Source organism: Teredinibacter purpureus (assembly GCF_014217335.1).
Lineage (GTDB): Bacteria > Pseudomonadota > Gammaproteobacteria > Pseudomonadales > Cellvibrionaceae > Teredinibacter > Teredinibacter purpureus.
On record NZ_CP060092.1, the window covers coordinates 2,676,664 to 2,702,813 of the forward strand.

Sequence of the window (26,150 nt, forward strand, 5' to 3'; positions counted from 1 at the left end):
TCTTACCCACAAAAAGTAGACACCATATTAGGCGCACTCTTGGTAATAAATTTCTTCAAACTCTGCAGGGCTTATATAGTCATTCGCAGAGTGGCGTCGTACGCGATTGTAAAACAATTCAATATATTCGAACACACTTGAATACGCGTCATTTAAGCCTATGTACGATTGACCAAACACTTCCTCTACTTTCAGACGTGAGAAGAAGGATTCCATTGCCGCATTATCCCAACAGTTACCCTTTCGGCTCATGCTGGGAGTTATATCAGCATCGTGCATCGCTAGGACATATTCTCCGGATCGATACTGCACTCCCTGATCTGAGTGAAGCAACAACCCTTGCTCGCATCCCCGACTTGAGGTGGCCATGTTAAGTGCATCTAAAATCAAATCCGTGGTCATTGTTTTATCCAATGACCAGCCAATGATCTTGCGGGAGAACAAGTCCATGATCACCGCCAAGTAAACGTGACCGTTCTTAACCGGTATATAGGTAATGTCCGACACCCACTTTTCATTTGGCTTAGTGGCCTCAAAGTCGCGATCCAATACGTTTTCAGCGAAGTTATTATCCCCTGAACCTTGATGACCATACTTGAAGCGTTTGCCGTTACGGGCCTTTAGACCCTCTTCCTGCATAATTTTAGCAACATGATTAACTGAGCAAGCGAAGCCTTTTTCATGCAGCTCATAGATTAATCTAGGCGCACCGTATCGTGCCTTAAACTCCTCAAAAGTCTCACTGATAGCCTTGCGCAGCATTTCTCGATACTCATACTCGAAACTAGGCTCTCGTTCGCGCCATTTGTAATAACCTGATCTGCTGACAGCTAACCACCCCGCCATCTTGATTATTGGGAATTGACCACGAAGCGACTCCATGTAGGCATACCTCACCAGCTTGGCTTGCTGAAGTATGCCGTCGCTTTTTTTAGGAATTCGTTCTCTTCTTTCAGGTCGCTTATTGTCCGCTGCAGCTCGCGTACAGTCTCGCTTTCAGGCTTTGAGTAATCCACACCATTCACACCATTAAATTGTTTTTCGGATAGTCGCTTATATTGACGTCGCCAATTATAGATTTGACCGGGGTGAATACCCAACTCTCTCGCCACTTCAGCAGCTGAGGTGTCAGGCCCTTCTGAGCGTCGAACGGCCTCCCTACGAAAATCTTCGGTGTAATGGTTGTATTTGTTCTTAGTTTTTTTAGTCATAATTAATACCTCATTAGGTGGGAATGAGGTGTCTACTTTTCGTGGGTAGCTCTATAGCTTATTTATGAAATACACATTCGTTTTACTAGTCGCTATGTTACTTTCCGGGTGCGTTATTTACCCAGAGAGAGAAGTTATTACACCTTTAATTCAAGGGGTCGTAACTGACACTTTGGGGAACCCAGTTAGTGGGGCAACAGTTAACAGGGTTCAAAGTCGTCGAGTTTACGAAACCAAATACAAATACACATCAGAAAAATATATAGCAGATACCGGAGTTACGGACTCAAATGGTATGTTTATACTCCTGCCAGCTACAGAGATAGATTGGTGGCACCAGATTATGGATTTACCATTTGTGTGGTGCTATGGAGACTTTGAGGTTACTCATCCCGACTTCCAAACTCACAAAACGGAATTTGGTGATTTCAGCTTCTTCAATGAAGATTCCGTCGGCTGTAAGGGAGTTAAGTTTGAGCCTAAAATATCCTTACAGCCACGCTACTAACAAAGCAATCCACAGGAGCAGCAAAGCTACGTTTTGCAATTTATGCACTACGCTGCCGCTTCGTTAACATAAATTACAACTTCGCTTCACTGCTCTGTGATTGCGGCGTTATATGAAAACCATGAAGAAAGAATTTTTTACCTTGCTAGCACTTCTTTTTCTTTCCAGTTACGCAAATGCTATTGGTTGGGCTCACGAGTGTGAAGAACATTCTAATAGTATCGTTTTAACTGATGCAGGTTATCCTCATCTTTACACTGTGATCCGATTGAACCACACAACAACTATTAAAGAGGTTCAAATTGATCGTTGGTTTGTTCACGAAGTAGAATGCACAAAAGATGGTTTCACGCTTAATATACTCAAGAAGAACAGAGAAGAATCAACTAAAGAAAAACACAAAATCAAAGTGTTAAGTGCCACCGAATATGAATTCATATAACAAACAAATCATGACGCTGCTACGCAGCTGGGACCTCCATTCCAGCGCTTCGCGCTTACATTTCGGCCCCATATTTGGGCGTTAGCAAACCAAATGAACAAATATATTGCAATCATATTAATGCTTATGACCAGTGAGGCCTGTTCAAATCATGAGCCGTGGATTGAAGACGAATATTTCTTCTACAAGCAGGGAGAGGTTCGGAGTTACACCTTTACGCCTAAAAGGTTTGTAAGGCCAGAAATCGTTATTTATGATTCTGATTGTATTCTCCCCAAGGATCTTTTTCTAGCAAATAGAGATGGCACCAGGGTAGATAAATTGAATTGGGAAGTGCTTATAGAGGTTCTCCGGAAGGAGAAAATAATTGAAAGCCAAAACCTAAAACTTAGAGCCGGTTTTTTGGGCGATGAAAAGTGCTATAAATCCTTGTCGTTTAACCAGCTGAAATCTATCTCTTGGAAACTCTTTCCAAAAAAAGTTACTGTAAGGTTAACGGTACACTCAATAGATAGTCGATTTAGTCAGCCGGACGAACGATTGTCATTCGGGATCAGGCATAGTCCTGTACCATGAGATTGCTAACAAGAAAATGCACCTGACAAAATTAAGCATCGCCTTGGTTGTAGTCAGGCGGTAAACTGGAACAAAAACTATTATCAATGCCTTTTCACTGCTTAATTTTTCAGGTGATTTTGGCGTTAAATGCTAAGGAAGCTATGAGTATTACACTAAGATCAATCGGATTATTCGGAATATTAATTTTCGGAATTCTGTTCTCTGTAACCTTTGTATCGCCGGGGGTTATTGAAGAGTCAGCGAAAGGATTCGTGAAATACCAAATAGAAAAGGAAGTCAGAGAAAAGCAGCAATCTATAGTAGATTCTAGCGTTGCGAGTAAAGCTCTAAATGTCGCAGAAAGCCTTGGATTGGAATCTGAAAAAATACAAGAGGATTTAGATAACAACCTGCCAGAGAAGATTGCAAGTGTCATCGCCTCTATGTGTGGCTATGATTGTGAAAGGAAAAAAGCATTGGCTCAGTCAATTACATCGGGATACTTGGATCGCCTCAAGAGCATAAAAGTTGCTCAAGATACCTTGGGTGATCTAATCAAAGGAAAATACATCGAAATAGTTAGTAACCTGAAATTTGATCTACGGATATTTCTTGGGTCAAATCTTACGATGTTCCTTATTCTCCTAGTGGTGTCCTTCGCAAAGCCACGAGCTATGGCACATTTGTTTTTACCTGGATTACTTCTGGTTTTGGCTACAATAATATCCTCGGCAATTTACATATATGGCCAAGATTGGTTCTATACCATTTTGTACAACGATTATATGGGGTTTGGCTATTTGGCGTATGTCTCGGTTATATTTGGTGTACTAATAGATATCGCACTAAATAAAGCGCGAGTTACAACCGAGGTAATAAACGGAATAGCCAATGCCTTGGGTTCAGCGTTCTCGGTAGTACCGTGTTAGGCGCATTTAACAAAACAATCAACCGGACTCCGCTAAGCGTGGTTCGCTTTGCTCACAATACCACGCTTAGCTCCGCTCGGTTATTGTGGCGTTAGGGCCAATATGAAATTAAGCATTACAATTCTTTTCTTCGTGTGTTTTTTGGCAGGCTGTATTCCGCCTAGTGCAATGCTCAAGACTCAGAGTTTACAGGAAGTTGAAGCTGGCTTTGTTGCAGATAGTGATTCGGGTAAACTATTTCTTTCGAATGAGGATGTGGATATTGCCGCAGAGGAAATTACTCAGGTTCTAAGAGAGTTTGATTTCGAGCGTACTAATCAGAGTGTATCTTTTGGGCTGTTACCAGCAACCGGACATACCCAAAACCTTGGCTTTAAGTTGGGCGAAAATATTTACGTTCAAGCCTATGTTGAAATTTCTAAATCGAGCGTGAAAGTTGTATTCAGAGAGATGGAGTTAGAGCACGGTAAAAATAACTTCCTTACAGACGAGAAGGAGCGGCAAAGTGTAAAATCGGCCACAGCGGCCGTTACGCAATATTTAAAGTCCAAAATAGGAACGCGGAGCATTAGAGTATTAACTTATGAAAATCCGCCAAAGCCCTAACAAATGTGTCATAAGGACATTTTTTACTTCGCTTCGTTTTGGGGTGGCTGCGCCACTGTACCCCAAAACTACACTACATAAAAAATGCCTCATACACAGGCGTTAGGCTCCCAAAATTTGACTTATGTACAAAATAATAGCTTGTTTTCTTTTGTTGATAATCTTGCCAGCATGTGATCCTCATAGTGGATTCGGATGTATTGCGCAAGAATCTCACCCTGATGTAGAAAGAGCAAGGCAGCTTACACAGGAAGAATTAGAAAAAATCTATTATGAAGTACATAAGCTAGCCGAACAGATTCCGGAAGACAGTTACGGGAAGGAGATCTACCGGTCAGATATTCCAGACAATCTCGAATTTATGGGGGCAGAGCATATTCGAATCAATCCCGATCGAGATCCCTATATTATCTTGGCAAACTGCTATGACGAGAGAATCGAATTAACTCTATCTAAAATAGCAACTGGCACGGCGAAAATTACTTTACACTGGGCTAAACCAACTGTTGATGCCCCATATGCAACTGGTAGTCAGGTGCTTTGGGAAAAATCTCTTGATAAATAAGTTGTTTAATAAAAATTATTGCCTAACAAATATGTCAAGAAGGACATTTTTTCCGTCGCTCGTTTTGTGCTTAAATAGCACAAAACAATCAACTACAAAAATGCCTCTTACATAGGCGTTACATTCTCCCTAATTGGAAAAATCATGCTTCGTTTTTTTAAAATATTACCAATACTAATTGCTTTAGTGGCAATAATTGGATGCTCCGCTAATTCAGCAAAAATTGGTGGCTTTGACAGTTTCAAGGCTAAAGATAACCGCTCAGAATCAGAACGCTACATTATTCGTAGTGCCTCAATTGATATCGAGGTTAACGACATCAATACGGCTACAGATTTTGTCAATGAACTTGTTTCAAATAACTCAGGTTTTATTATGTCCATTTCGTCACGAGACGAAACTTTAACCAGAATCTCATTAAAGGTTCCTGAGCCAAAGCTTGATAATTTTATTGTGAGTTTAGGTGGGATTGGCAAAGTGACTTCGCAATCAATCTCTTCGAGAGATGTTACCGAAGAAATCATTGATATTGATGCCCGAGTTAAAAACCTTCACATGCTTCGTGATCGATACCGAGAATTGCTAAAGTCAGCAAAAACTGTGACAGAGATAGTAGGTATTGAGAAAGAGCTCGCAGATATTCAATCGGAACTTGACAGAATTGAGGGGCGCCGTAAATTGCTCATGGGCCAGGTGGAGATGTCTGAGGTTAATATCTCATTGGAATCACGTACAATTTACGGTCCATTAGGTTATGTTAGTAAAGGCGTTTTTTGGGTAGTAAAGAAATTATTTATTATTAAGTAAAAAATGTAACAAGTGTATTCACACGCAAAAACTGCGTCGCTCCGTTTGTGTATGGGCTGCGCCCATTTTACACAAACTACACGCCACAGTTTTTGCGTGTGATACAAGCGTTAGAACCCAATTTTACATATGGCAAAAGTTAAAAAGAAATTGACAGCAGCGCAAAAGAAAGCGAAAGCTGAAAGACAAAAAAAATACATGTGGGTTTTCATGAACGGAAAGCAGGTTCGAGTTAAGCGACCGGAAATGATTGATGGTATTCCTAAAGATGAATGGATTGAGCAAAATGCAAGTCCAATCTGGCTTCATCAAAATGAGATGTGGGATGTTCTTGATGCCCGGGAATCTCTAGAGCAAAATGAAAGCGAAGATATTAATGGCTAGAAAAAACTAGCTTCGTAGCTGTCCCAGGTTATCAAGAAAAGCCAGCAGGACTCGCCTGACGGCTCGTCTCTGCTTTGAGCGATAACCGGACACCCATGTTAACGCCGAGTTAAAACTAAGACGCCTAATGACAAAATAATCGGACAGCCACGTTAAGAGAAAAACAATCGTTAACATGGATGTCCTATTATTTGCAGTCGAAAAACGCTGTAATACGCCTAAGGGCGCGAGAATAAACATCGATAGTTGTATCGGCTTTGCCTTGCCGTTTCAATGCGCTAACATGCTTGCGGTACAGTGAATCGAATCGTTTTTGCTGTGTTTTGTTCATTAGATATTCCTCTCGTTAACGAGCGGGCTTGCTCGGAGAGGAATTATCTAATACATAAGGATTTTAACTTTGCCGCGTAGCGGCTTGGTTCAACAAGTCATTCAAAAGGACAAATAACAGTTGGCTATTTGCTCCTTCGTCGCCTATTTTAGCCAACCATTGTTTGCCTCTTAATGGGGCGTTATAACGTAAGCGCCAATCCAACTACAGGTCAGAGTGTTTAATATTCCAAGGTAACAGATCATCCATGTCGGTACTGTTTAAGTTGGGTAGCGTTTCAAAGACATAGCGTAAATAGTTATACGGGTTTAGTCCATTGGCCTTTGCTGTCTCAACAAGACTATAAATGTTTGCACTCGCTCGTGCACCAGCTTGACTCTTTGCAAAGAGCCAATTTTTTCTACCAATAGTAAATGGACGGATAGAGCGTTCAGCTGCATTATTGTCAATTGGGTACGAGCCATCATCAATGTAAGCTGCAAGCCTTGCCCATTGGTTCGATAGATACGACAACGCTTTGCCCACAGCCGTTTCCGGCGGAATAGTGAGAAGACTTTTATCCAGCCATCTTTTCAAATTTTCAAGAATAGGCTTTGCTTTTTCCTGTCTGATTCTATAACGCTTATCCGGAGGATCGTGTTTGGTTGCTGCCTCTATCGCGTAAAGCTTCTTGATTTCGTTAATTGCAACATCCGCTTTACCTATTTTTCCTTTTGGTTGAACTTTTTGTGCTTCAACGAACTTTCTTCGCGCATGAGCCCAACATCCTATGCGAGTAATATTATATTTTTCGCATGCAGGCTGATAACCCTCATAGCCGTCCACCATAATGGCGGCGGTTTGATTTGATAGTAAGGTATTGGGTGTTTCTTGTGATCGCGATGCTGAATAACGATAAAGCAATGCAGGCCGATCACCAAAACTTGCCATTAACCATAAATAACTTTTACTTTGCGCCGTTTTCCCCGGTTCATCTAAGACTTGCAGTGTTGTTTCATCTAAGTGCAAGAGTGTTTGTTGCTGTAAATGCTCTTGTAAACGATCAATGAAAGGCTGTACAAGATCTCCAACTTTTACCATCCAGTTGGCGAGGTTGGTACGATCCAAGTGAATACCAATACGTTTAAACATGTCGCTTTGGCGATAAAGCGGTAACGCATCGCAATACTTTTGAACCGCCACATAGGCAAGTAACCCTGGGCTGGCGATACTTTTCTCTATTGGTAGTTTGGTGGACCGCGCTGCTGTTTTGACATGCTCTTCACAGCACGGGCAGGCATACTTTAATCGTCGATGACGAATGACTTTGATTTGAGCAGGAATAATATCGAGCTGTTCTAAATCATCACTACCGATAAGCTCTAGCTCCGCACCATCATGTGGGCAGACTTTATCCTCTTCGGATAGATCATGAATAATGTCTTCTCTTGGAAGCTCTTCGGGAATGCTGATGCGTGGCTTACGTGTACGCTCGTGAGACTTGACTATTGTGGTATCTGCTTCTTGCTCAAAAGCTGCCTCTTCGGCAATGGATTCAGCCTCATTAAAGAGACCGACTTGATCAGGAGAAGCTTTTTCGCTTGAGGGTGAAAATTTACGATGAAGGAAGAGACGAATTTGCTCCTTCAGTGATTCAACTTGCGCATCTCTCTTAGCAAGCTTTTCTCGCAATTCCGAATTTTCTTTTTCAAGTTTCACCACGGTATTCATGGTGCTGGATTATACCAAAAACACTAGCCAACGGAGCGATAACTTAGCGTTTTATGAGGCTTAATTTGCATAATATCGAAGCCACGTAGCAGCCAGAGCCATTGCTCACCACTAAGCTTTATGGTTTCTTTCTTTGAACGCTTAGGCCACTTGAACCGCTCTTTCTCTAGACGCTTTTGCCAAAGTACAAATCCTGACTCATCCCAGTAAAGCACTTTGAGCTGGGAGCAGCGCTTATTGCAGAAAACAAAAACAGCGCGATCAAAAGGCGATAACTCCATTTCTTCAGATACGATAAGCGATAGACCGTTTATCGCTTTACGAAAATCAACCGGATCTCTATGCAGATAGACCTCAATATCATCATTCCAATGAATCATGCTAAGCTATGCACCAAGGTCAAAAGTGACTGCATCGGCATATTGGCAGGACACTGGATTTTGCAGCGACCAACAGCAATCGTAAAGTTTGTATCTACGGTGCCTATCTTAGTCGACTCAACACCAACGGCAACAAACTTAGATTGATTGCGACTTAGGCGTTTGTTCAGTTGCTGGTTGAAGTAGCTGGAGTTTATTTTTTGGTCTTTGCAGTACTGAGTTTGAGTCTGGCCGCTTTGTTTAAACGCTTCAATGAGTTTTGGCCAGTCGTACTTTTTGTATTTTCGCATGATCCCTCCGGTTATTTAGTGGAGGCATTAGGGTACTGAATGTCTAGCTCTGCTGATAGATGGGGTTGGATTGGCGCTTACGTTATAACGGCATCAGAAGTTGGAACAATGAATAGAGTTATAATCGGAAAGATAAATGGGGTAGCAATCTACATTACGTGGGTGTTTTTATTTATTATGATGTTAGGTCTTGTTGGGGTAATGTCATCATTATAAAATCTGGCCCTGTTTTTTTCGGTGGGTTTTGTAGGGCTCCTTATTTTTGGCCTAATACATGCGGTGTTAAGTTTTAGTGTTCGCTGCCCTGAGTGCAATAAAATGCTAACGGCTCAAGGCGTAAAAAAACCAAAGCATGCTCAAAAATCTAATTTTTACGGTTGGGTATATACCGCAATCAAGTGGTTTACTGGTAATATTACTTGCATGCACTGCAACGCCTCGGTAAATACAAACAAGTTATAACAAAGCTGTGCACCGGAACAGCTAGGCTACGCTTGGAATTTTTGCAGTGCACTGCACTGCACTGCACTCCGCTCCGTTAACAAAAATTACAACTCCGCCTAACTGTCCGGTGACAGCGGCGTTATGCTTTAAAAATATACACTCGTCTAAATTGGAGGACTGTTTGGAAAAGGAATTATCTAGTCAAAGTCAAATAGAAAGGCATGTCTATATTGACTTTTTAAGGGTTATAGCCATTCTACTAATGTTCATTTATCACGTAAACATGGTATTCGTAGCAGAGTGGGATTGGCATATTAAAAACAATACCCAAAGCAATGTTTTAATGGAAGTGAATTACTGGATGGCGTTTTTTAGAATGCCTCTGTTGTTTTTCGTGTCAGGATTTATTTCTTGCATTCTTCTTGAAAAGCTATCCAATACAAAATTTATTATTCAGCGATTTAGTCGATTAATCATCCCGACAGTAATTTGGATATTTATTTTGGTTGCACCTCAGATTTATTTTGAGCGAAGGCTGCAAGGAAATGATTTTACGTATTTAGAGTTCTATAAAACATTTTTACAATTTAATTGGTGGCCAAACGGAAATTTTCACTGGTTGCACCTTTGGTTTATACCTTATCTATTTCTTTATAATATTATATCGATACCCGCGTTTCGTTTTCTCCAAAAGTTTCGTGGTATTGCTGTGCTTGAGACAGAATCTCAAAGCACTTTACTTCTAATCGCTCTGTTTGTGGTAATTGCAATCATTCCGTATACGATTCTGAGTGTCCATTACCCTGTAACATACGACCTAATACACGATTACGCGAGGCACTCTCAGTTTATTTTCTTTGTATTTGCCGGGTTGTTTTCGTATAAGTATAAGCAGATTATGTTAGCTATAGAGCTTAATAGAGCACTATTATTTCGTTTGGCATTTGCATCCATCATTGCAATAAACATTGTACGGTGGAACGGATTGGAACCGAAAAACATATGGGATAATTGGCTAAGTCATCCTATGTCATGGTTGTACCTGGCGTTGCTTAACGTAAATTCATGGTTGTGGGTGTTGACGATACTCGGATATGGAAAGAGATATATAAAAAATGGAGGTAAGGTGCTCACGTATTGTAACAACGCTGTATATCCCTTCTATATCTTGCACCAAACAGTTATTGTAGTAGTAGGCTACTATGTTGTACAAACTCGGGACGATGCTGCATTTAAGTATGGATTTTTACTTGTTGCGTGCTTCTTAATTAGCGCGTCTATTTATCACTTGTATATACGGCCTTTTAAAATCATGAGATTTACCTTTGGGGCAAAATAGCCGCGTAATCCAGAATCTGCGGACACACGTGAGGGATATGGCCGACAGGTATAAACTACCTATACAAACGGCAAGACACCTAGCGATTGGATGCGTAAGCGCGTTGATAGTAAAAAAGGAAAGCTGTATTACAGTCATCGAATGTCAGTTGTGGAACTGGTTTTTGGAAATATCGGTACGAATAAAGGATTAAATCGCTTCTCATTACGCGGTAAAGAGAAGGTGCAAGGGTAGTGGTATTTATTTAGTTTGATACACAACATCGAAAAGATTAAGAATTACGGAAGAATTGCTTAAATACACAGACATATCCACAAATACGCGATGCTAAATCGCATAATCGTGATTATGTTAATGAAATCTGCTTAAATGGCAGGCAATGAAATAATAAATATAAGCTTGTGGATAACTGATTGTGGATTATGTTTTTCTACAGGCTCGTTAGAACTCTTCATGGCTTCGATATGAAAAAATATTTGTTGTTATCAATATGGTTTATAGGTGCAAGCTGCTTTGCCACTGAGCAAATTAAAGATGTACTGAGTGTTGGTGAGGCTCGTTACTCAATTAGAGAGCTACCGCTGAATCAATTGTATGGTCATGACAAGCTCTCGTCGATTTTAAATCAAGAGCTGTGTTCAGCTAGTTGGCGGGGCTATAAGGCTCGGTGGGAGCTTAAAGATAGTTTTCTTTGGCTAAGAGGTTTAGAAAAAAATCCATGTAGCAATGGGTATGAACCGGTTGAGGCTAAATTACTTTTCGGAGGCCAGGAATACCCAATTAAAGCTGAATGGTTTACAGGAAAGATTGTGTTGCCCGTTGGCGAGACCAAGTATGTAATGCGCGAAGGTTTCGATGAGAACGACATGAAAGATGGGGATTTATTGGGTTACGATCTAGAAGCTTTTGTATTCAACTTTGTTGATGGCAAGCTTAACTCCAAAGGCGTAGAACTTATCCAAAAAAGGTACTAGTCGATAGAGGCTCACAATATACCCGTAAGCGCTATCGAAAACTTCTAACTGCTTACGATATTCGGGCGAGTATGGGGTACGTTGGTGCCTGTTGGGATAATGCGGTTGTTGAACGCTTCTTCGGAAGCCTTAAACACGATCGGATATTTAATATTGCGCAGCCGACAAGAGCGCACATGAAGACTGACGTGGGCAAATATATGCGCTACTACAATGTACATCGTTTGCATTCGGCGAATGAAAATTTATCGCCAATAAAATACGAAGAATCCAAGTATGTTCTGCAAAATGGAAGAGTCGGTTCTGCTCGAACAGAGCAGGTTCGGCACTTCGATTCTGCAGTCAACAAGTGAAGCGTGTTAGCAGGGGATTTATAAAAATAGGTGTCCGGTTTTACTTGGCCAGAACATGCAAAGTCGGGTTCAATAGAGGGAAATATAAATGCGTAGCCTTTGATTTTCTAGGTTATACGTTTAGGCTTCGCTGGATCAAGACAAGAAAAGGTGGGCAAGGACTTTATTTTCTTGCAGTGATTGGTCAGAAATCGGCTAAGGGAATACGGCATGAAATAAATAGCTGGCCTTGGAAGTGTTGGTGTCAGAAAGAGTTGAAGGACATAAATAGTTACAGGAGTAACAGGCTACGTGGTTGGATGAACTACTATAGTCTGTTTGGGGCTAGCATTATCCGTAATGTATTATTCCACTTCGATAAGCGTTTGAGTCGTTGGGGGAAAGCTAAATACAAAAAGCTCAAGACACTGATGCAGGCAGCACGTCGGGTTAACCCAATAAGGAAGGAAATTCTCGTTGGTTTCCCCATTGGAGTGTTGCTTAGATGATTGAAAAAAAAGGTTGGGCAGGGAGAGCCGTATGAAGCGAGAGTTTCAAGTACGGTTCTGTGAGAGGTTAAGGGGGCGGTTCCCTTGGCCTACTCGACCATTTTTTCACACAAAGCACGGAATAATTTTTGCTCGTTCACTCAGCGTTACTAGGTCTTATATCGTGGAAATATTCATACAGTCTGAAATCGAAAAGATGGACTCGAATCATCTCTTTCACTGGAATGACAACGTTTTCCCAGCTGAGGGGCGTGAGTTTACTTGGGCCGAACCTCAGCGCCATATTATTGTAAAGGATAGGGGGCTCGCGATTGGTCATATTGGTTTCGGAGTCTTTAAGGTTGTTGGCGATGAAGATGAAGATGAAAATAAAGAGGTTATAGGTGTTGGTGGTGTAGTGGTTAGGCCATGAATATCATGGTCAGGGAATACCGGGTAAAATGTTCGAAGTCTTAAATGCAACCGATACGCTTAATTCAGCATCTACAGTCAAAAGATTATTTTGCCCCAGTAGATTGACTGGATACTATAAGCGGCATGGTTATAAAGAATATTGCCATTCTGTAAAGTTCATTCAAAACGAGGGGTATACTGAAGCAAGCGAGTTTAGGTTTATGGTCCGTGGTAATTTTGGTCTATCTTGTGGTTTGAGTATCCCCTCATATCCATGGTGATACTCTAACAAGTCGTTCAACCTCGTTCGCAAAAACACGCTCACTGGAATCTCCCCATTTCTGGTTCTTGTGCCTTCGCTGCGCTCAGTGTTGCATAAGGCCCCATAAATGAGTCGGTCCGGTTCACTCGGCGTTACATGACATAATTATGAGTATCTACGAAGAAGAATTAGAGGGCAGGGAATTCGATTGGTTTGCAATAGATAGCGAAGGAAACTTTGGTCTGTTCTCGACTGCCGGTGAAGGCTCAATACCTAGTCTAGTTATTGAAGCTTATATTGAGCACGACAAAATTTCGGAGCTACTTGATTCATCAAATTGGGGTAGCTCAGAAGTTTGGTCTGACTATGCTGCGCTTGGTTTTTATGTCTTCGGCTGGAATTTACACGGTGACCCATATAAACGAGAACGGGAACCTACGGGGAGTATGAGCACTGAGCTAAAGGCCAAGTTAGTAGCAATGGGCAGTATCTCTAAGCTGCCTGTGAAATTCACGGAACTGAAGGAAATAGCAAGTGTGTAGCTCAGCACTACAACCAGAACGCGGCTGACAAAGTCGTTAGGCTTCAGGGTGAAAATCAAGATGTTTTCGGGATTGCTGATAGCGATAAATCTGGTATATGCACCCTTTCTATTTTTGCTTGTCTGGGGAGGAATGCCTCGCTGGTATCTACAAATGTATGGAGTGGGCGCTGTACTATTAACAGTGGTTTTTTAATCACATATAAGGTTCAGTTCAAGAATAGGCTCATCGTACTAGGTTGCGCGAAATCAATATCTAAGCGCACTACTCTGGCGTCTTTAGGCTGCGTGTTGTGTTTGAGTAAAACCTGCCGGTAGTTAAAAGCGTTTGTTAGCCTCTTAAAAAAGCGCTAATTCGCTCGCGCGTGACGTCTTTTCGTCCAGTTGGTGGTTAAAAAAACGGCTTTCAGTTTGACAGGCAAATTTTTGGAAATCAGATTTACTTGTCGTTATCGCTTAATACCAGCTTTTTTATACCTATATTCTGGTTGGTTTGTAGGGTGCTGTGGGGTGAAGCGCTCTAGTGCTACGTTGCAATGCATGAATGGGTTGCCCTCGTGTTGCTTTGCGGAGGCAAATAGGTAGCCATAGGCGCCTGAGCAGGGCATCAAAACTGTTGCTGGCGAGAATCTCGCTGTGAAAATATACGAGGGCTATTTTTTCAGTGAATGGCGTTGAGATTATACATACAAGGTTTAATGTGTATGGAACGAGCAAAGCAGCAAACCTTCATTTTAGCGAAGGCTATACAATGGCATATGTGGGACGGGCAGCTTGCGGCGTTTAGAGTGTATGTGGTTGCCCGTCTTCGTGTGATACATGAGTGGTTTGGCTCGTAGGGTGTCGTTGTATTGTGGCGTAATAAGTGTATTAGTTACCGCAAGAAGGGTGGGACGATCCATTATTATCTGTACCGCTAAAGCTGTTCGATGTTGCAAGGGTAAGGGCGTCGTCTTCTAGGTCTAGCAATGATTCTTTAACGTGTTGAGTATCGAAGACTAGAAAACCGTAGTCGAGCTCGGTCAAGGCTTCCTGTACTTTATTTTCAATCTTTAATAAGTTTTCTTCTAGTGGGGCGATCGAGCTTCCACAGTCCACCTTTATGATTATGGTCGGCATTTTTTACACTCCGCAATAAGTCTATATGTTTTAAATATTTAGTTGATGCGTTATCTATTTCTGCCGCTTTAGAGTAGTTGTGGCGTTTTATTCTTGTCAATTGTTTAATTCTGAACAGGATGTTTCAAGTTTGAACATTATGTTTTCGTTTTGATATACCCTCTAAATTCCATTAAAAACAACTAAAATGAGGAAAAAAAACATGGAAATTAAAGGTAGTTCAATGATAGCGGGTGTTGGCGCTTTTTTACCAAAGCAGCGCGTTAAATCGGATGATCTAATGCTTGAAAGTAGGTGTTTCAGATTTGGAACACCTGTAGATTACATTTCTAAGTCAATTGGAATAATTGAGCGCCGTATTTCCGACGAGCATGTATTGCCGTCCGACATGGCAATAGAGGCTTCGCACGTGGCATTGATAGATGCGTCAATAGCGGCCTCTGAGCTTGATCTGATAATCTATTGTGGTATCGATCGAGATTGGCAGGAGCCTGCAACATCGCACCGCATTCAAGTTGAATTGGGTGCGCTAAATGCGAGTTGTTTCGATGTGTCTAACGCTTGCCACGGTTTTATGGATGGAATCTCGATTGCCAATTCTTTTATCGAAAGCGGGTCTGCGAGAAAGGTGTTGGTATGTACGGGGGAGAAACCTAGCAGGGTGTTATATATGGCGCTTAAGGAGTTGCGTCAAGTAAAGTCAAAATTGGCCTTTAAACGCATGCTTGGCGCGTTAACGGTTGGTGATGCAGGGGGCGCCATGGTAATTCAGGCGAAAGGTGAGAGCGATTCGGGAGGGCTTCAGTGGATGCAAAGTTATTCTGAAGGGAAGCATGCCGACCTTTGTTATTACCGCCATACAAAAGACGGTTATGACGGACAAATGCTTATGAGGGAGATTACCTTGCAGATCGCAAAGCTCCATAAACGATTAATTGAAAAAACGTACGACAATCTTTGTTGGTTACCGAGCGATGTAGACCGATTGTACTGTCATCAGGTTGGTGAAAAACCACATGCGACCTTGGTTGGCATTGCAAACAAAACGTTAGACAGCGCGCCGATTACTTATCCGCAGTTTGGCAACTTGACCAGTGCTAGTATTCCTGTGAATATGTACCTCAACCCCCCTGAAAAGGGAGATAAACTACTCATTATGGGAACGGGAAGTGGTCTTTCTGTTTGCCAAGCAGGAATGGTTTTCTAGCTAGATGGAGTTATATTTCTTACCCGCTATCTTCGCGATTTCCGCGAAGATAGCGTTATTTGCAATCGGTTGGCGAGCTGTTCGATTCATCGAAAAAAGTTTGCTACTCTTCCTCATAGGTTTATCTGTCGTCAATATCATTGAGTTGACGCTCCTTTATTTGGCTTCGCAAGGAGGAGAGGCGTTTTTATTTATAATCCTCTACTACGATGCTGCAATAATATCTTGTTTTACGTTCACTTATTACGTGCTCAACCTTAATAAAACACTGTCACTCAAAATAAAACGTACCCTTATTGGGTTTTGTTTGTTTGTGGTGTTATGTGTTTCTGTTCCTGGGCTTGCCTTGGATTCCGCTATTTCCATTGGGTATTCTTTTACGCGCGTACCAGGGCCCTTTTATTTTGTTGTGCAATTAGCCTTGTTATTGTGTGTTGGTGTTGCGTTCGTAGCACTATTTAAATCGCTCTGGATCGATGACGATTTGATACGCACACGCGCCAAAGTTATGTTGCTTGCCTTAAGCCCGTTGATGTTATCTGTGATGGTAGTACTTGCTGTGATGCAATTAGGGTACGAAGTGAATGCCACGGTTGTCATTTCTATAGCAACCTCTTTTATGATGGCTGTTTTGGTCGTTGCTGAGTCGAAATACCGTTTGTTTCAGTTGCTATCGCTAATACCTGCAACGCATGAGCATAAACAGTGGACGCGTATTGCTGAAATACTCAATAACCCAGACCTTAGTTTAAAGGAAGCGCAACTTAAGTTTACAGAGTTATTTGTGGCTGATGCGGTAAAGCGGGCGAACGGGAGCCAGGTTAAAGCGGCTAATATATTGAATACTTCTCGCACCACTATTTACCGTTATTCCGTTGATGCCTTACCCGATTCAGACAATAGTGATTGAGTGTGATCGTTTGCGATTGCGGCATCTTTTATGTTCTCTTCCCTATAGTTTTTATGAGCTAAACGTTTTCGCCGCCTCTTTAATATGGCCGGTTAAGCGTTAAGTCAGAAAAAATTATCGCTTCTTGGTCGATAAATTCGCCTAAGTCGCGCATAGCAGGGAGCAGTTTTGTATCTGCAAATTCACAGCCACTTAGGCCTGGGTCTTTTTGTCTTTCTTTGCCGCTGCTTTCGTGTGCATGGCCTTGTCTATTAAGCAAGCGTTCCAATAGCGGCTGATAGCCTGTTTTCCATGCGGTAACGTCAGGAAAGGTATTTTTCAGCGACTTTAAAATACCTATACCGGCAAAATCGAGATCGCCCCAAAATTGAACGTTGAATGTTGAAGGTGTTGTGGCATTACACCACCAGTGCTCAAAGGCGGTGGCAGAGGCTACATGGCTATTGGGTAAATAGCTGAATGCTACGTTTCCTTGTTCTCGAATGCGCGTAGCACTGCCGCGAAAGCCAGCGCTGTAGACAAAGGCTATGCGAGGGGGTTGGGCTTGAGCAAGAGCAAGAAAGGTGTCTTGATTTTCGATAAATACAATACGCTCGAAGCGTTCTGGTAAGCACACATTTAATAGCACAGGACGTGGCTGCAGGTTATGGCTCGCTGCGGGAAAAAGACTACGCACTAGCGCTTCTCGGTGATCAAGAAATTTTGAGTCTCCCCAAAAACAACGCGCTGAAAGTGCACGTAAGCTAATCGATCTCTGCAGTTCTTTATTTAGCCGCGCGAAAGCGTGTAATGTCTGTTCTGCGCCCTTGTCGGGTAAGCGTATAATCTGCTCGTAAAGCGTTTGGCCGTGATCTTCAAAATTGGCGTGGAGTTTTCGTAACGTATCTTGCCAGACAAGAGCGTAGGGATCGAGTGCGGGGCGGTTTAGCCAATGTCGAACCAACTCCTCTTTATCGGGGTTAAAGACCAATTGAGCGTTGTCGTAGGGTTCTTGGTAGGGTTTGTTACGAGCATAACGAATGGAGAGTATGTGGTATTCGTTATTCAGAGATTTGATTAGCGTCCAGAGGTATTGAGGTTCCTCTGTGTCAAAATTGAACAGCTCGGGCAAGGTTTTACTCGAAACGCGTAAGCTTAAGCGTTGGCCTTTTTCCAGTTTATGAATAAATGTATCGAGAAGGCTTGCGATCATTGGCTCTTCATCGGCCCACCGCGGCCGAGAGCGGAGCATTGGTTCGTCCATATTCATGGCAGGGTACTCGCGAGTTGTATGATGTTAGCAAATGAACAATTCGCTTACACGGGAATCTAAATTCTCGGCCACGAAGCGGTTAAATTTAAATTCCATCCATAAAATCTAGCATACCTTGGTGTCGCACTGTTTTGCGATGGTTTGCCCACAATTCTTTAATTTTTTCTTGGTTACAGGCTTTTCTATCGACCAGTACGCGCGTGTTCAGCTCGCCTACCTTGTGCGCGGTTGGGCATTTACTGAAAACAAATTGATTGCTGATTAAATCCATAAACGGGCCAGATTTGCTCGTAGGCATGATGAAGACTAGTTGTAGCCCCAGCGTTTCGGTCAGATAATGGATAACTTCACGAGAGCGTGTTTCATCCATTTTAGAGAAGGCTTCGTCTACCAGTACCATGCGCAGATGAGCATTGCCTTCGCTAAAGCGAAATGCCGAGGTGACGGCGGCGGACCGGATGATATAGGCGGGCGTTTCCAGCTGCCCACCCGAACCCGTACCATACTGGCTGAGAGCGATAGGCGCTTTATTTAAAGGTTCTTTGTAGATCTCGTAATTACGGTAGTTGCGATAATCGCTGATGCGGTTTAATTCTCGGAGTGCTACTTGTTCATCAGTGTCTAGCAACATTACTAGCATTTTGTCGCGAATAATACAGGCTTTGGGTGAGAGCTCGGCATCAAATAAATTGGAGCCGTCGCCGAGGTTGGGTATGTTGATGACTTCTTGAAAAAACCGCCAGTAATCTCTAAATTCCGGCACCCACTCGTACCCAAAATAAAAGCGTTCTTGATCGGCACCAAAGCGATGCCCTTCAAGTTCACTGTTTAAGTGCTTGAGTGTTCGTTCACCTTCGCCAATGGCTTGGTAAATGGAGTGGCAAAGATTGGTCACAAATGCGGTGTTAAAATTATCTTTTAGGCCTGTGAGCTGCTCGTAACGATCGACAAGGACATTGTTTTTGAGGCGGTTATGTATAAGATCGACTTCGGTTCGTAATTTTACTAGCCGTTGAAAGAACTCATTATCATGGCGCTCACCAAAGCCTGTGTCATAAACAATTGCGTCGTGCGGGTTACATTGTTGGTTGTGTCGTAATATGGTTTGGTAGAGTTCGCGCTCTATTTTTTCTAAGCTGCCGAATAATGTTTTTGCTTCCTCTTCAAAATTAAAATCTGTACCGGCCTGTTGTGCCCGCTGCTCCGCTAGCGAGAGGGCTTGATCATAATCGAATTCAGGGTTCCAGTCTGAGATGCGTTCGATTGCGACTTCAGCATCTTCTTGTGCTTCCTGGAAAATCTCTACGGCATCGGCTAGTTCAGTGACTTTTTTAGCATTTTGGCGTTCGCGTTCTTGTAAGCGCCCAGTATCTTTGACGAGATCACGGCTTTGAGTTTCTAGCGCAAGGTAAGAGGTTTTTAGATCGTGCAATTGACATTCAAGATGTTCGAAATCGCTTAGGTCAAGTCTTTCGAGGGCTGATTCCGTACTTTGAATATCACGGTGCAAGTTTAGAATGGTCTGAATAACGTCTGCACACTGCACGGTTTTTATGGCTTCTACCGATTCAAAAATACGCGCAATACTTTGGTAATCTTGCTCGGCGCTATTGGCGTCAACGGCAAGTTTTTCACATTCGTTTTCTTTGGCTTTAAGGGCTCTTTCACGTGCGCCCTGGCCAAAGACTAGTTCGCTGTCGTCTAAATCGCAGCGCCACATAGAGTAGTTTCCAGAGGCTAAGCCTTCGGGCGTAATACCACGTGAGGTACTGCGGAGCATTTTTGCATCGTTAACACGCACCACAGAGCCATAGGAAGCCTTTAAATAATGCTCTGCTGTTTTGTGGCTAAACGACATCACATCGGTAACAGATTGTTGCGGCAAGGATAATCGTTCGGCGTCTCGTTGTGCTTTGTAGCCTTGTATAACCCGTGCTCGGTTGCGTCGGGAATCGGAGAGGTTGCGGACAATTCGAATGGCCTCCGCTTCGTAATCTTGTTCGACTATTAGTGAAAAACGCGCGCCGCCAATGTAGCCTTCAATGGCCATTTGCCATTGTGGATCTAGTACTTCGATATAATCACATAGTACTCGTGGGTCGGCTTGTGGGCAGTGTTTTTGTATCGCGGCAATGGCTGTTTCGACATACGGCGGGTAACTGACTTTACGACTATTGAGTAATTGAACTTCTTTTTGTTTCTGTCGCAGCCGTGTTTGTAGTTCGTCTCGTTTTCTATTTTGATTCGATAGTTGCAGGGAAATTTGGTCACGTATACCGCTATTGCCGTTTTCAGAGGGCCGATGTAAAAACTCAACCCATCGCCGATGGTCAACTTCGGCGAGGTTGACCTGGTGTAGAAAACTCTCGAGCGGAGCGGTATCTATCCAGTCATTGCCGAGTAGTCGTGTTAAATCAAAGTCGCTTAACTCCGCGGTTGCCGTTACCGATTTTGCAAGGTTACGAAACGCTTTGCTTTCTAGCGCTGGGATAGCAATGGCGAGTGAGTATTGATTCAAGCCTGCGGTTAATTGTTGGCTAGCATGAATGTTGGTTTCTAATTGTTGATGCTGTTCTAGTAGCGGGCGAGCTTGGGTTGTTAGCTCGCGATTAGCGGTATCTTTGGCTTGCTCTAGTGCGTCTTTATCTTTAAGCGCGCTAATGCCTTGGCGTTGTGCCTCTAGGGCGATAATGTCTTCGTGCGTTTGGCGGCGACGCTGCTCGCATTGTTGTATTTTATTTTCACTTTCCAGTAAGCTTTCGTGCGTTTCTTTTTGTGTGGTTTTTGCGTTGATATAGGCTGCGCTTGTGGTGCTTAGCCGACGCGAAGCTTCGGTGTAGTCGGCGAGTCTTCGTTCCATCCATGTGTCGACATAACGGTTGGCGTTGTGGGTGGCCGAGGTCAATGTTTCGATTGAATCGCGAATGGCTTTGGTATCACTTTCCATTTGATGAATGGTTTTCATGAGTTCAGAAACATTGCGAATGGCATCGCCCAAGTCTTTGGGCTCCATTATTTCGCGGGCTACAAATTCATTGATGCTTTTGACGGGTTTGTAAGCCATAAAGTTTGAAAAGGTGCGCGCCGCATGTTTGGCTTCTCTGTCCGAAACGGCTTCACGTCGGCCGCGTAGCGCGCCATATAACCGACGTAAATACGCTCCTTTTTTATCGTACACTTCAATTGTTTTTGAGCCGAATTCCTTTTTCAGTAGCGTAGTAATATCCGTGATCGGAATAATGTGTTTACCGTCTGGGAATTCTCGAACAAAATGAGAGAGTGCTAATTGCTCACCCGGTACCACTAAAAACGTTAAGTCATCTAGGCGCGCCTGTTTTTGCGTGCCCGCATTGTCAACGTGCGCGCGCATACACATTACCGCCGTAAATACTTCGCCGCTTTCGCCTTGGGTGGGATGAAAAATTCCGGCTACATATCCGTCCGTGGGGTGTGGGCGTGCGTAGCTTCCATCGTCACAGCCTAGAACGTAGGATGCGAGCGTGCGAACTTGTTTTCCTCCACGGCCTCTTTGGGTCGTTTCGTCTTGGCCGGGATTGTAATTGAAGAGGTTTTCGTGCGCGGCAGTCATTAGTGTTTGAATGGCGTCGGCCGCTGTTGTTTTTCCAGAACCGTTGCCGCCGGAAAATAAGTTAATGGGGCCAAAATCGAACTCAAGGTGGGGGATGTTTCCCCAGTTTACGAACACGCCACGTTTTAAAAACATTATGTGTTCTCCTTTTTGGTTGTTGTATCACTAAAGAGCGTATTGCCTGCAATAGTCTCAGGCTCTTCGTCTGTTTGTTCTTCTGCGGTGTTGGTGTCGAATGTTGTTTCGTCCATTAAGCTGCTAAGAATTTCTTCTGTAACGAAACTGGTAATGGTGGGCTGAATGCTTAACCAGCTTTCATCACTATCAAGTTCATCTTCAATATTAAATTGAATTAATCTTAGCTGGCGCAAGCGAATGAAGAGTTTTTTTCGTTCCACAAGGCTTTCGGGAAGGCTACGTTTCAATAGGTTGTTGATGGCAATAGCGAGACCTTCGAGTGACAACAATACTTGCCCTTTTTCATTAATCTGACCTTCGCGCAGTGCTTTTTCATATTCGGCGCGTAGCACCAATATTACGGCGACTTCTTGTTGGCTAGGACGTGAGCGAAAGCCGCTGTTGAAAGGGGAGTTTTCGTCATCGGGCATGCCGGGTATTTCGGCTCCTGGTGGGTACGCACGCACAAAACAAAATTGTCGGTCGTGCTGTAAACGAATACCGATAATCTGTAGATAATCCTCCACCAAATTTTTGCACTGTAGATAGCGGTCGTAGAGTGCACATTCTACTTGGCTTTCATTGCGGCAGATTACGCCATAATCCAACAGGCGTATGAGAATTTCGGAAAATTCTTCTTGTCGAATTCCAGACGTTTTAAGTTGTTCGGTGATGAAGGTGTTGATCATTATGTTGCTTCGCAATTCCCGTGGGCGGGAGGTGGTTGTTTTTAGTTGAGCACGCTCGTGCTTATTACATGTTCGCCAGTTTTTGGGCAAGGATGGCGTAAGTATTGTGGTGCAAACAAAGCATTATCTATGTTAGGGCTGTGTATTGTTGGGTGCGCTTAACTCAATTGTGAATTCGTCTAATTCGCGATAATACACGGTGCTTATTCGGTTGCCTGTGGGCTCTACGATAAACTGATGTTCGCTGCTCAGATTATTGACTGCGCCTACCTCGACGATATGGGCCATTGCGAGCAGGTCGTTTGCTGTTTTGACGGGCAGGTGACGGCTCGATATCTTTTTGCCGGAGCGGAGCGCTTGGATGACATAATCTCGTACGTTCTGGTTGTTGATGGAAAACGCTTGGTCGAGTAGCTGTTGAATAAGAATTTCGCGTTGAGCATTTTTATCAACAGCTTCTTCCTCGTGAACTGCGGTTTGCACCTGTTGTGTTTGACGACGTTCATGCAGTTTGATTTGCGCGGGATCGGTAAGCTGCACTTTAACGGTGGCTAGATGTTCAGCGGCCGCTTGCATGTTGTGCGTATACTCCGCTTCTGGAAGTGCGCATAGATGTTGACAGACTTGTAGTAAATCGTTATTTGGTTGGCTATTTAAATAGCTGAGCTGGCGAATAATGATGTCCGCTCGTTTGGTAAAGCTGTGTAATGCACGCCGTAAGGCCGGTAGCATAATATCGGCGGCATTGCCCATGCGTCTTTCGATTGTGTCTAGTATGAGCCAAAGCACGGATTGACCGGGAATTGCGAGTTCGGGCACTAGCCTACGCAGCTGTCGTTCGATTTGTTGTTTTGAGTCGTTCTTTTTGCGCCGAATCTTACTGATAGCTTTATGGATTTGATCACGATGTTTTTCAACGCTATCGGCCGAGAGGCGTACCGAAATGTCGGGCTGAAAACGCTTTTCCATAAATTCAAAAAACTGTTCAGTAGCTTGCTCTACCAATTGTTGAGATTCAACTTCGCGAACCAGCTCGCGTTTGCGTTCTTCTAATTCTGATATTACATCGGTAAAGTCGGTGACGATACGTTCTGAGTATTCAAAAGCGTCGAGTAAATCATGCACTTCGCCGCGATTTATAAACGCATCAAGTGCGTTTAAGGTATTGCGGGTATTTCGGTGTCGTGTACGAATTTGGGTGCTATCCGATTCAACCAGCGGTTGCGTGAATAAGCGCCCCATTCGGCTGAAAGGGTAGGTGGATTGCATAGTCGCGGTGTCCACTTGTTTTTCTAGCCAGCCAAACTCTAATAATTGTTTGAGGATCCAATTGGCTTGTTCTCGGTTACTTTTAAACCGTGTTTCTTCTTCGCCATCTTCCGATTCCAGTACTGGCGCCCGAACGAGTGCTTCTTCGAGTATTTCAACGACTTGCTCGCGGGAAAGTGACGAGCCATAGTCGGCATTGGAGCTATATAGCCGCTGGTATAGCAAGCATAAGCATTGCACGACCTGTTCACGGTATTTGCTCGTGAGTGGTTTAAAGAAGTTTTCGCGTTCTGGGGTGAAAAACATACTAAATACGTACAACCTGGCGTGAAACTGGAAGCGTATGTTAGTGGTTTCTGCGGGGGAAAGAAACGCTCTTTTAGCCTGCAAAGGGCTTGTGTATTACGTTTGGGAGGTTGGGGGTTAAAACGTTATTTTCGGCGCGATAAATAGAAAAAGAAGTCGTCAGCGTTCGCTAGGTCGTTTAGGCCAAAAATCCAGCAGGCTTCTGCGGTATCGGAGAAGTCTAGCCCTCCTTCAGCGATAGTGACGTTGTTATAGCGGCCTTGCTTCCCATTATATTTATCGGCAATTGGGAGTGCCTGACACCATAATTCTGCGGTTTTGAAATTGTTTTTAAGGGTTTCGGGTAGGGCGCGGGTTAAAGTTTTAAAGCCGGGGCTGCCGTTTCCGGGGGCATTGCCGTCTGGTATTTTGTGGTAGTCAGACACCGATCGAACATAAGCCAGTTTTTCAGGTGTCGTTTGTTCTTCGTTCCACTGGCTGTGCTGCACAATATGAATAGGCTTTTGGGGGTTGAGTTTGGGACGTCGTTTGGTGAGGTTGCGAATAAGGTCAGCCGAAAAATCAGATTGTCCGGCTTCGGCTATCCATAGGTTGCCATTGCCCCGCAGCACTTGTTCGGCTAGCGCTGTAACGCGCTTAAGCGTATAGGGGTAGTTTTTGTAAGCGTCAGACCAATGGTTGCCAAAAGCGAGGCTAAAGAGCACTGGGGCGGGCACATACAGGCCGCTTTGGCGGCCGTAAGCACCAGCAACCGCATGGTATTGCACGTTCGCGAAGGTTGGGCTGGTTAGTAGGGTGCCAATCGCGGCAATAGAGTGGATGTCGTCAACGTCGGTTTGCGCGAGAAATAGATCTGTCTCGGTATTGAAGTGTCCCAACGTTTTTGCGTGAAGAGGTGTGCAGCTAAGCTAGCACTGAGTATAGCGATAAGTGGGCGTGTCATTGGGAGCCTCTAGTGAGCGCCGAGGGAGTTTATGATGGTAGCGGCTCTTGATTGTGGCATAAAGCCTTGCTTGGGGCTCGTATGATTTGCCATTTGAGGGCGCACAACAAGACGCTACAGAGAGGTCCGCGAGGTGAGGTGTACTGAGAGTGAGTTAATTTTATCACCCATAAAAAAACCCCGCCGTATGGCGAGGTTTCTTTATATGGCGCACTCGGGAGGATTCGAACCTCCGACCGCTCGGTTCGTAGCCGAGTACTCTATCCAGCTGAGCTACGAGTGCATATTCGTCAAGAGCTTGTGCTCGTTGAGGGCGCGTATATTATTCAGTAGACCTAGTTGAGTCAAGCGTATTTTTAAATGATTGTAATGTTTTTTTCTTTGCTACCACAGTTAGGTAGAGAATCGGTTAAACTGCTGTGCATACGTTTATATTTTTAAGAGGTCTGATTTTGAAAACAAAAGGGTCGAAACTGCTCGCAAGAAAGAATATTGCGCTGATTGCACACGATAATATGAAAGAGAAGCTGAGCCTTTGGGCAACTAAACACCAAAACGAGCTCAGTACTCATAAACTGTACGCCACCGGAACAACCGGCTACAAGCTTGAAGATGCAACCGGTTTAACGATAGAAAAGTGTGTGAGCGGCCCGATGGGTGGCGATCAACAGATTGGAGCCAAGATATCGCAGGGTGAGGTTGATGTACTCATTTTCTTTTGGGACCCCTTTGAACCCATGCCCCATGACCCCGATGTAAAGGCATTACTCCGTATAGCGGCGGTGTGGAATATTCCGGTTGCCTGTAACCCTGCTTCTGCTGATTTCATTATTTATTCTGCGCTAATCTCGCAGGATTATGAGCGGCAAGTACCGGATTATGATGCCTATATTGCCGAGCGTACGGCTCGTTAATGTAGTCTGATCAAGTTGCGATGAGGGTGTGAACCTTACATCGCAGCGTAATTGCAGTTTAGTGTTAGTTTGCTCCCTTCTGTGGTGGTGTATTCACGCCAAAATTTATAGCCTTTCTTCCTTCTTTTTGTTTTGAAGTATGTTTTTCGCCAGCGTTTTTGTTTGACAAAGCCGTTTGCCTGCTTGCGCTTTGGGTAATGTTTGTCGTTGCACAATCGACGAGTGCTTAAATGCCGCCGTAAGTGTTTAAAATGGGCGGT

At 43.6% G+C, this 26,150-nt stretch carries 28 protein-coding genes, 1 tRNA gene and 2 pseudogenes; 18 read left to right on the forward strand and 13 right to left on the reverse strand.

Going from position 1 to position 26,150, the window contains the following annotated elements:
- Positions 1 to 27: 27 nt before the first annotated feature.
- Both H5647_RS11680 and H5647_RS11685 read right to left on the reverse strand, forming a co-directional pair.
- A complete protein-coding gene (locus H5647_RS11680; protein ID WP_121495349.1) occupies positions 28 to 939 on the reverse strand; it encodes an IS3 family transposase in 912 nt (303 codons plus the stop codon).
- Complete coding sequence (locus H5647_RS11685) at positions 894 to 1,211, reverse strand: transposase (protein WP_045856786.1); 318 nt, start codon at positions 1,209 to 1,211, stop codon at positions 894 to 896. Before H5647_RS11685 ends, H5647_RS11680 begins: the two co-directional genes overlap by 46 nt.
- Positions 1,212 to 1,275: 64 nt before the next feature.
- Between H5647_RS11685 and H5647_RS11690 the strand changes: the two genes are divergently transcribed.
- The 8 genes from H5647_RS11690 (at position 1,276) to H5647_RS11725 (ending at position 6,010) form a co-directional block, all read left to right on the forward strand.
- The gene (locus H5647_RS11690; RefSeq protein WP_045858714.1) at positions 1,276 to 1,719 is read left to right on the forward strand and encodes an Ig-like domain-containing protein; all 444 of its coding nucleotides are present in this window, start codon (positions 1,276 to 1,278) and stop codon (positions 1,717 to 1,719) included.
- Positions 1,720 to 1,840: 121 nt separating this feature from the next.
- Positions 1,841 to 2,161, forward strand: coding sequence for a hypothetical protein (locus tag H5647_RS11695; protein ID WP_162926372.1), 321 nt, complete (start codon positions 1,841 to 1,843; stop codon positions 2,159 to 2,161).
- Positions 2,162 to 2,254: 93 nt separating this feature from the next.
- A complete protein-coding gene (locus tag H5647_RS11700) occupies positions 2,255 to 2,737 on the forward strand; it encodes a hypothetical protein (protein ID WP_045858746.1) in 483 nt (160 codons plus the stop codon).
- A gap of 143 nt (positions 2,738 to 2,880) precedes the next feature.
- Positions 2,881 to 3,648, forward strand: a complete 768-nt coding sequence (locus H5647_RS11705) for a hypothetical protein (protein WP_045858854.1) — start codon at positions 2,881 to 2,883, stop codon at positions 3,646 to 3,648.
- A gap of 102 nt (positions 3,649 to 3,750) precedes the next feature.
- On the forward strand, positions 3,751 to 4,254 hold the full coding sequence (locus tag H5647_RS11710; RefSeq protein WP_045856505.1) for a hypothetical protein: 504 nt from the start codon (positions 3,751 to 3,753) through the stop codon (positions 4,252 to 4,254).
- A gap of 124 nt (positions 4,255 to 4,378) precedes the next feature.
- Entirely contained in the window at positions 4,379 to 4,819 is a 441-nt protein-coding gene (locus H5647_RS11715) for a hypothetical protein (protein ID WP_045857951.1), read from the forward strand.
- A 144-nt stretch (positions 4,820 to 4,963) separates the two neighbouring features.
- Entirely contained in the window at positions 4,964 to 5,626 is a 663-nt protein-coding gene (locus H5647_RS11720) for a DUF4349 domain-containing protein (protein ID WP_045858747.1), read from the forward strand.
- 129 nt (positions 5,627 to 5,755) lie between these two features.
- Positions 5,756 to 6,010 (forward strand): hypothetical protein, encoded by a 255-nt coding sequence (locus H5647_RS11725; protein WP_045858749.1) that lies wholly within the window; start codon positions 5,756 to 5,758, stop codon positions 6,008 to 6,010.
- Positions 6,011 to 6,197: 187 nt separating this feature from the next.
- Here the strand turns inward: H5647_RS11725 and H5647_RS11730 are convergent, their stop codons facing one another.
- The 4 genes from H5647_RS11730 to tnpA form a co-directional block, all read right to left on the reverse strand.
- On the reverse strand, positions 6,198 to 6,341 hold the full coding sequence (locus H5647_RS11730; protein WP_162926373.1) for a hypothetical protein: 144 nt from the start codon (positions 6,339 to 6,341) through the stop codon (positions 6,198 to 6,200).
- A gap of 204 nt (positions 6,342 to 6,545) precedes the next feature.
- The gene (tnpC, locus tag H5647_RS11735) at positions 6,546 to 8,051 is read right to left on the reverse strand and encodes an IS66 family transposase (RefSeq protein ID WP_045856572.1); all 1,506 of its coding nucleotides are present in this window, start codon (positions 8,049 to 8,051) and stop codon (positions 6,546 to 6,548) included.
- Positions 8,052 to 8,074: 23 nt separating this feature from the next.
- A complete protein-coding gene (gene tnpB, locus H5647_RS11740; RefSeq protein ID WP_045858751.1) occupies positions 8,075 to 8,431 on the reverse strand; it encodes an IS66 family insertion sequence element accessory protein TnpB in 357 nt (118 codons plus the stop codon).
- Positions 8,428 to 8,721 (reverse strand): IS66 family insertion sequence element accessory protein TnpA, encoded by a 294-nt coding sequence (gene tnpA, locus H5647_RS11745; protein WP_045856576.1) that lies wholly within the window; start codon positions 8,719 to 8,721, stop codon positions 8,428 to 8,430. Before tnpA ends, tnpB begins: the two co-directional genes overlap by 4 nt.
- A gap of 571 nt (positions 8,722 to 9,292) precedes the next feature.
- Between tnpA and H5647_RS22430 the strand changes: the two genes are divergently transcribed.
- The 7 genes and pseudogenes from H5647_RS22430 to H5647_RS11780 all read left to right on the forward strand — a co-directional run bounded on the left by H5647_RS22430 (position 9,293) and on the right by H5647_RS11780 (position 13,516).
- Complete coding sequence (locus H5647_RS22430; protein WP_408034025.1) at positions 9,293 to 10,504, forward strand: acyltransferase family protein; 1,212 nt, start codon at positions 9,293 to 9,295, stop codon at positions 10,502 to 10,504.
- Between the two features lie 3 nt (positions 10,505 to 10,507).
- Positions 10,508 to 10,735: pseudogene (locus H5647_RS22545) on the forward strand (transposase); the annotation flags it as partial.
- 233 nt (positions 10,736 to 10,968) lie between these two features.
- A complete protein-coding gene (locus H5647_RS11760; protein ID WP_045858754.1) occupies positions 10,969 to 11,478 on the forward strand; it encodes a hypothetical protein in 510 nt (169 codons plus the stop codon).
- A gap of 2 nt (positions 11,479 to 11,480) precedes the next feature.
- Positions 11,481 to 11,831: pseudogene (locus tag H5647_RS11765) on the forward strand (integrase core domain-containing protein); the annotation flags it as partial.
- A 176-nt stretch (positions 11,832 to 12,007) separates the two neighbouring features.
- Entirely contained in the window at positions 12,008 to 12,319 is a 312-nt protein-coding gene (locus H5647_RS22435; RefSeq protein ID WP_408034026.1) for a group II intron maturase-specific domain-containing protein, read from the forward strand.
- A gap of 163 nt (positions 12,320 to 12,482) precedes the next feature.
- Positions 12,483 to 12,731, forward strand: coding sequence for a hypothetical protein (locus tag H5647_RS11775; protein ID WP_162926375.1), 249 nt, complete (start codon positions 12,483 to 12,485; stop codon positions 12,729 to 12,731).
- A 410-nt stretch (positions 12,732 to 13,141) separates the two neighbouring features.
- The gene (locus H5647_RS11780) at positions 13,142 to 13,516 is read left to right on the forward strand and encodes a hypothetical protein (RefSeq protein WP_045858761.1); all 375 of its coding nucleotides are present in this window, start codon (positions 13,142 to 13,144) and stop codon (positions 13,514 to 13,516) included.
- 869 nt (positions 13,517 to 14,385) lie between these two features.
- Here H5647_RS11780 and H5647_RS11785 read toward each other — a convergent pair.
- Positions 14,386 to 14,634, reverse strand: coding sequence for a hypothetical protein (locus H5647_RS11785; protein WP_045858763.1), 249 nt, complete (start codon positions 14,632 to 14,634; stop codon positions 14,386 to 14,388).
- A 202-nt stretch (positions 14,635 to 14,836) separates the two neighbouring features.
- On the opposite strand from H5647_RS11785, the gene H5647_RS11790 reads away from it, so the two are divergent.
- Both H5647_RS11790 and H5647_RS11795 read left to right on the forward strand, forming a co-directional pair.
- Positions 14,837 to 15,841, forward strand: a complete 1,005-nt coding sequence (locus H5647_RS11790) for a ketoacyl-ACP synthase III (RefSeq protein WP_045858765.1) — start codon at positions 14,837 to 14,839, stop codon at positions 15,839 to 15,841.
- 4 nt (positions 15,842 to 15,845) lie between these two features.
- Positions 15,846 to 16,751 (forward strand): hypothetical protein, encoded by a 906-nt coding sequence (locus H5647_RS11795; protein ID WP_045858767.1) that lies wholly within the window; start codon positions 15,846 to 15,848, stop codon positions 16,749 to 16,751.
- Between the two features lie 79 nt (positions 16,752 to 16,830).
- Here the strand turns inward: H5647_RS11795 and H5647_RS11800 are convergent, their stop codons facing one another.
- The 6 genes from H5647_RS11800 to H5647_RS11825 form a co-directional block, all read right to left on the reverse strand.
- A complete protein-coding gene (locus H5647_RS11800) occupies positions 16,831 to 18,000 on the reverse strand; it encodes a Wadjet anti-phage system protein JetD domain-containing protein (RefSeq protein ID WP_045858769.1) in 1,170 nt (389 codons plus the stop codon).
- Between the two features lie 88 nt (positions 18,001 to 18,088).
- Complete coding sequence (locus tag H5647_RS11805; RefSeq protein ID WP_045858771.1) at positions 18,089 to 21,727, reverse strand: ATP-binding protein; 3,639 nt, start codon at positions 21,725 to 21,727, stop codon at positions 18,089 to 18,091.
- On the reverse strand, positions 21,727 to 22,458 hold the full coding sequence (locus H5647_RS11810; protein ID WP_045858774.1) for a DUF4194 domain-containing protein: 732 nt from the start codon (positions 22,456 to 22,458) through the stop codon (positions 21,727 to 21,729). Before H5647_RS11810 ends, H5647_RS11805 begins: the two co-directional genes overlap by 1 nt.
- A 132-nt stretch (positions 22,459 to 22,590) precedes the next feature.
- A complete protein-coding gene (locus H5647_RS11815) occupies positions 22,591 to 24,033 on the reverse strand; it encodes a Wadjet anti-phage system protein JetA family protein (protein WP_045858776.1) in 1,443 nt (480 codons plus the stop codon).
- A 125-nt stretch (positions 24,034 to 24,158) separates the two neighbouring features.
- The gene (locus H5647_RS11820; protein WP_045858778.1) at positions 24,159 to 24,911 is read right to left on the reverse strand and encodes a hypothetical protein; all 753 of its coding nucleotides are present in this window, start codon (positions 24,909 to 24,911) and stop codon (positions 24,159 to 24,161) included.
- A 271-nt stretch (positions 24,912 to 25,182) separates the two neighbouring features.
- Positions 25,183 to 25,259 (reverse strand) — tRNA-Arg (locus tag H5647_RS11825).
- Between the two features lie 169 nt (positions 25,260 to 25,428).
- Here H5647_RS11825 and H5647_RS11830 point away from each other — a divergent pair.
- The gene (locus H5647_RS11830) at positions 25,429 to 25,890 is read left to right on the forward strand and encodes a methylglyoxal synthase (RefSeq protein ID WP_045858780.1); all 462 of its coding nucleotides are present in this window, start codon (positions 25,429 to 25,431) and stop codon (positions 25,888 to 25,890) included.
- Positions 25,891 to 26,150 lie beyond the last annotated feature (260 nt).

Bases quoted from the DNA above. Each gene is read 5' to 3' on its own strand.
- H5647_RS11685 (WP_045856786.1), bottom strand. From the start codon at position 1,211: ATGACTAAAAAAACTAAGAACAAATACAACCATTACACCGAAGATTTT.
- H5647_RS11690 (WP_045858714.1), top strand. From the start codon at position 1,276: ATGAAATACACATTCGTTTTACTAGTCGCTATGTTACTTTCCGGGTGC.
- H5647_RS11695 (WP_162926372.1), top strand. From the start codon at position 1,841: ATGAAGAAAGAATTTTTTACCTTGCTAGCACTTCTTTTTCTTTCCAGT.
- H5647_RS11700 (WP_045858746.1), top strand. From the start codon at position 2,255: ATGAACAAATATATTGCAATCATATTAATGCTTATGACCAGTGAGGCC.
- H5647_RS11705 (WP_045858854.1), top strand. From the start codon at position 2,881: ATGAGTATTACACTAAGATCAATCGGATTATTCGGAATATTAATTTTC.
- H5647_RS11710 (WP_045856505.1), top strand. From the start codon at position 3,751: ATGAAATTAAGCATTACAATTCTTTTCTTCGTGTGTTTTTTGGCAGGC.
- H5647_RS11715 (WP_045857951.1), top strand. From the start codon at position 4,379: ATGTACAAAATAATAGCTTGTTTTCTTTTGTTGATAATCTTGCCAGCA.
- H5647_RS11720 (WP_045858747.1), top strand. From the start codon at position 4,964: ATGCTTCGTTTTTTTAAAATATTACCAATACTAATTGCTTTAGTGGCA.
- H5647_RS11725 (WP_045858749.1), top strand. From the start codon at position 5,756: ATGGCAAAAGTTAAAAAGAAATTGACAGCAGCGCAAAAGAAAGCGAAA.
- H5647_RS11730 (WP_162926373.1), bottom strand. From the start codon at position 6,341: ATGAACAAAACACAGCAAAAACGATTCGATTCACTGTACCGCAAGCAT.
- tnpC (WP_045856572.1), bottom strand. From the start codon at position 8,051: ATGAATACCGTGGTGAAACTTGAAAAAGAAAATTCGGAATTGCGAGAA.
- tnpB (WP_045858751.1), bottom strand. From the start codon at position 8,431: ATGATTCATTGGAATGATGATATTGAGGTCTATCTGCATAGAGATCCG.
- tnpA (WP_045856576.1), bottom strand. From the start codon at position 8,721: ATGCGAAAATACAAAAAGTACGACTGGCCAAAACTCATTGAAGCGTTT.
- H5647_RS11760 (WP_045858754.1), top strand. From the start codon at position 10,969: ATGAAAAAATATTTGTTGTTATCAATATGGTTTATAGGTGCAAGCTGC.
- H5647_RS11780 (WP_045858761.1), top strand. From the start codon at position 13,142: ATGAGTATCTACGAAGAAGAATTAGAGGGCAGGGAATTCGATTGGTTT.
- H5647_RS11785 (WP_045858763.1), bottom strand. From the start codon at position 14,634: ATGCCGACCATAATCATAAAGGTGGACTGTGGAAGCTCGATCGCCCCA.
- H5647_RS11790 (WP_045858765.1), top strand. From the start codon at position 14,837: ATGGAAATTAAAGGTAGTTCAATGATAGCGGGTGTTGGCGCTTTTTTA.
- H5647_RS11795 (WP_045858767.1), top strand. From the start codon at position 15,846: ATGGAGTTATATTTCTTACCCGCTATCTTCGCGATTTCCGCGAAGATA.
- H5647_RS11800 (WP_045858769.1), bottom strand. From the start codon at position 18,000: ATGAATATGGACGAACCAATGCTCCGCTCTCGGCCGCGGTGGGCCGAT.
- H5647_RS11805 (WP_045858771.1), bottom strand. From the start codon at position 21,727: ATGTTTTTAAAACGTGGCGTGTTCGTAAACTGGGGAAACATCCCCCAC.
- H5647_RS11810 (WP_045858774.1), bottom strand. From the start codon at position 22,458: ATGATCAACACCTTCATCACCGAACAACTTAAAACGTCTGGAATTCGA.
- H5647_RS11815 (WP_045858776.1), bottom strand. From the start codon at position 24,033: ATGTTTTTCACCCCAGAACGCGAAAACTTCTTTAAACCACTCACGAGC.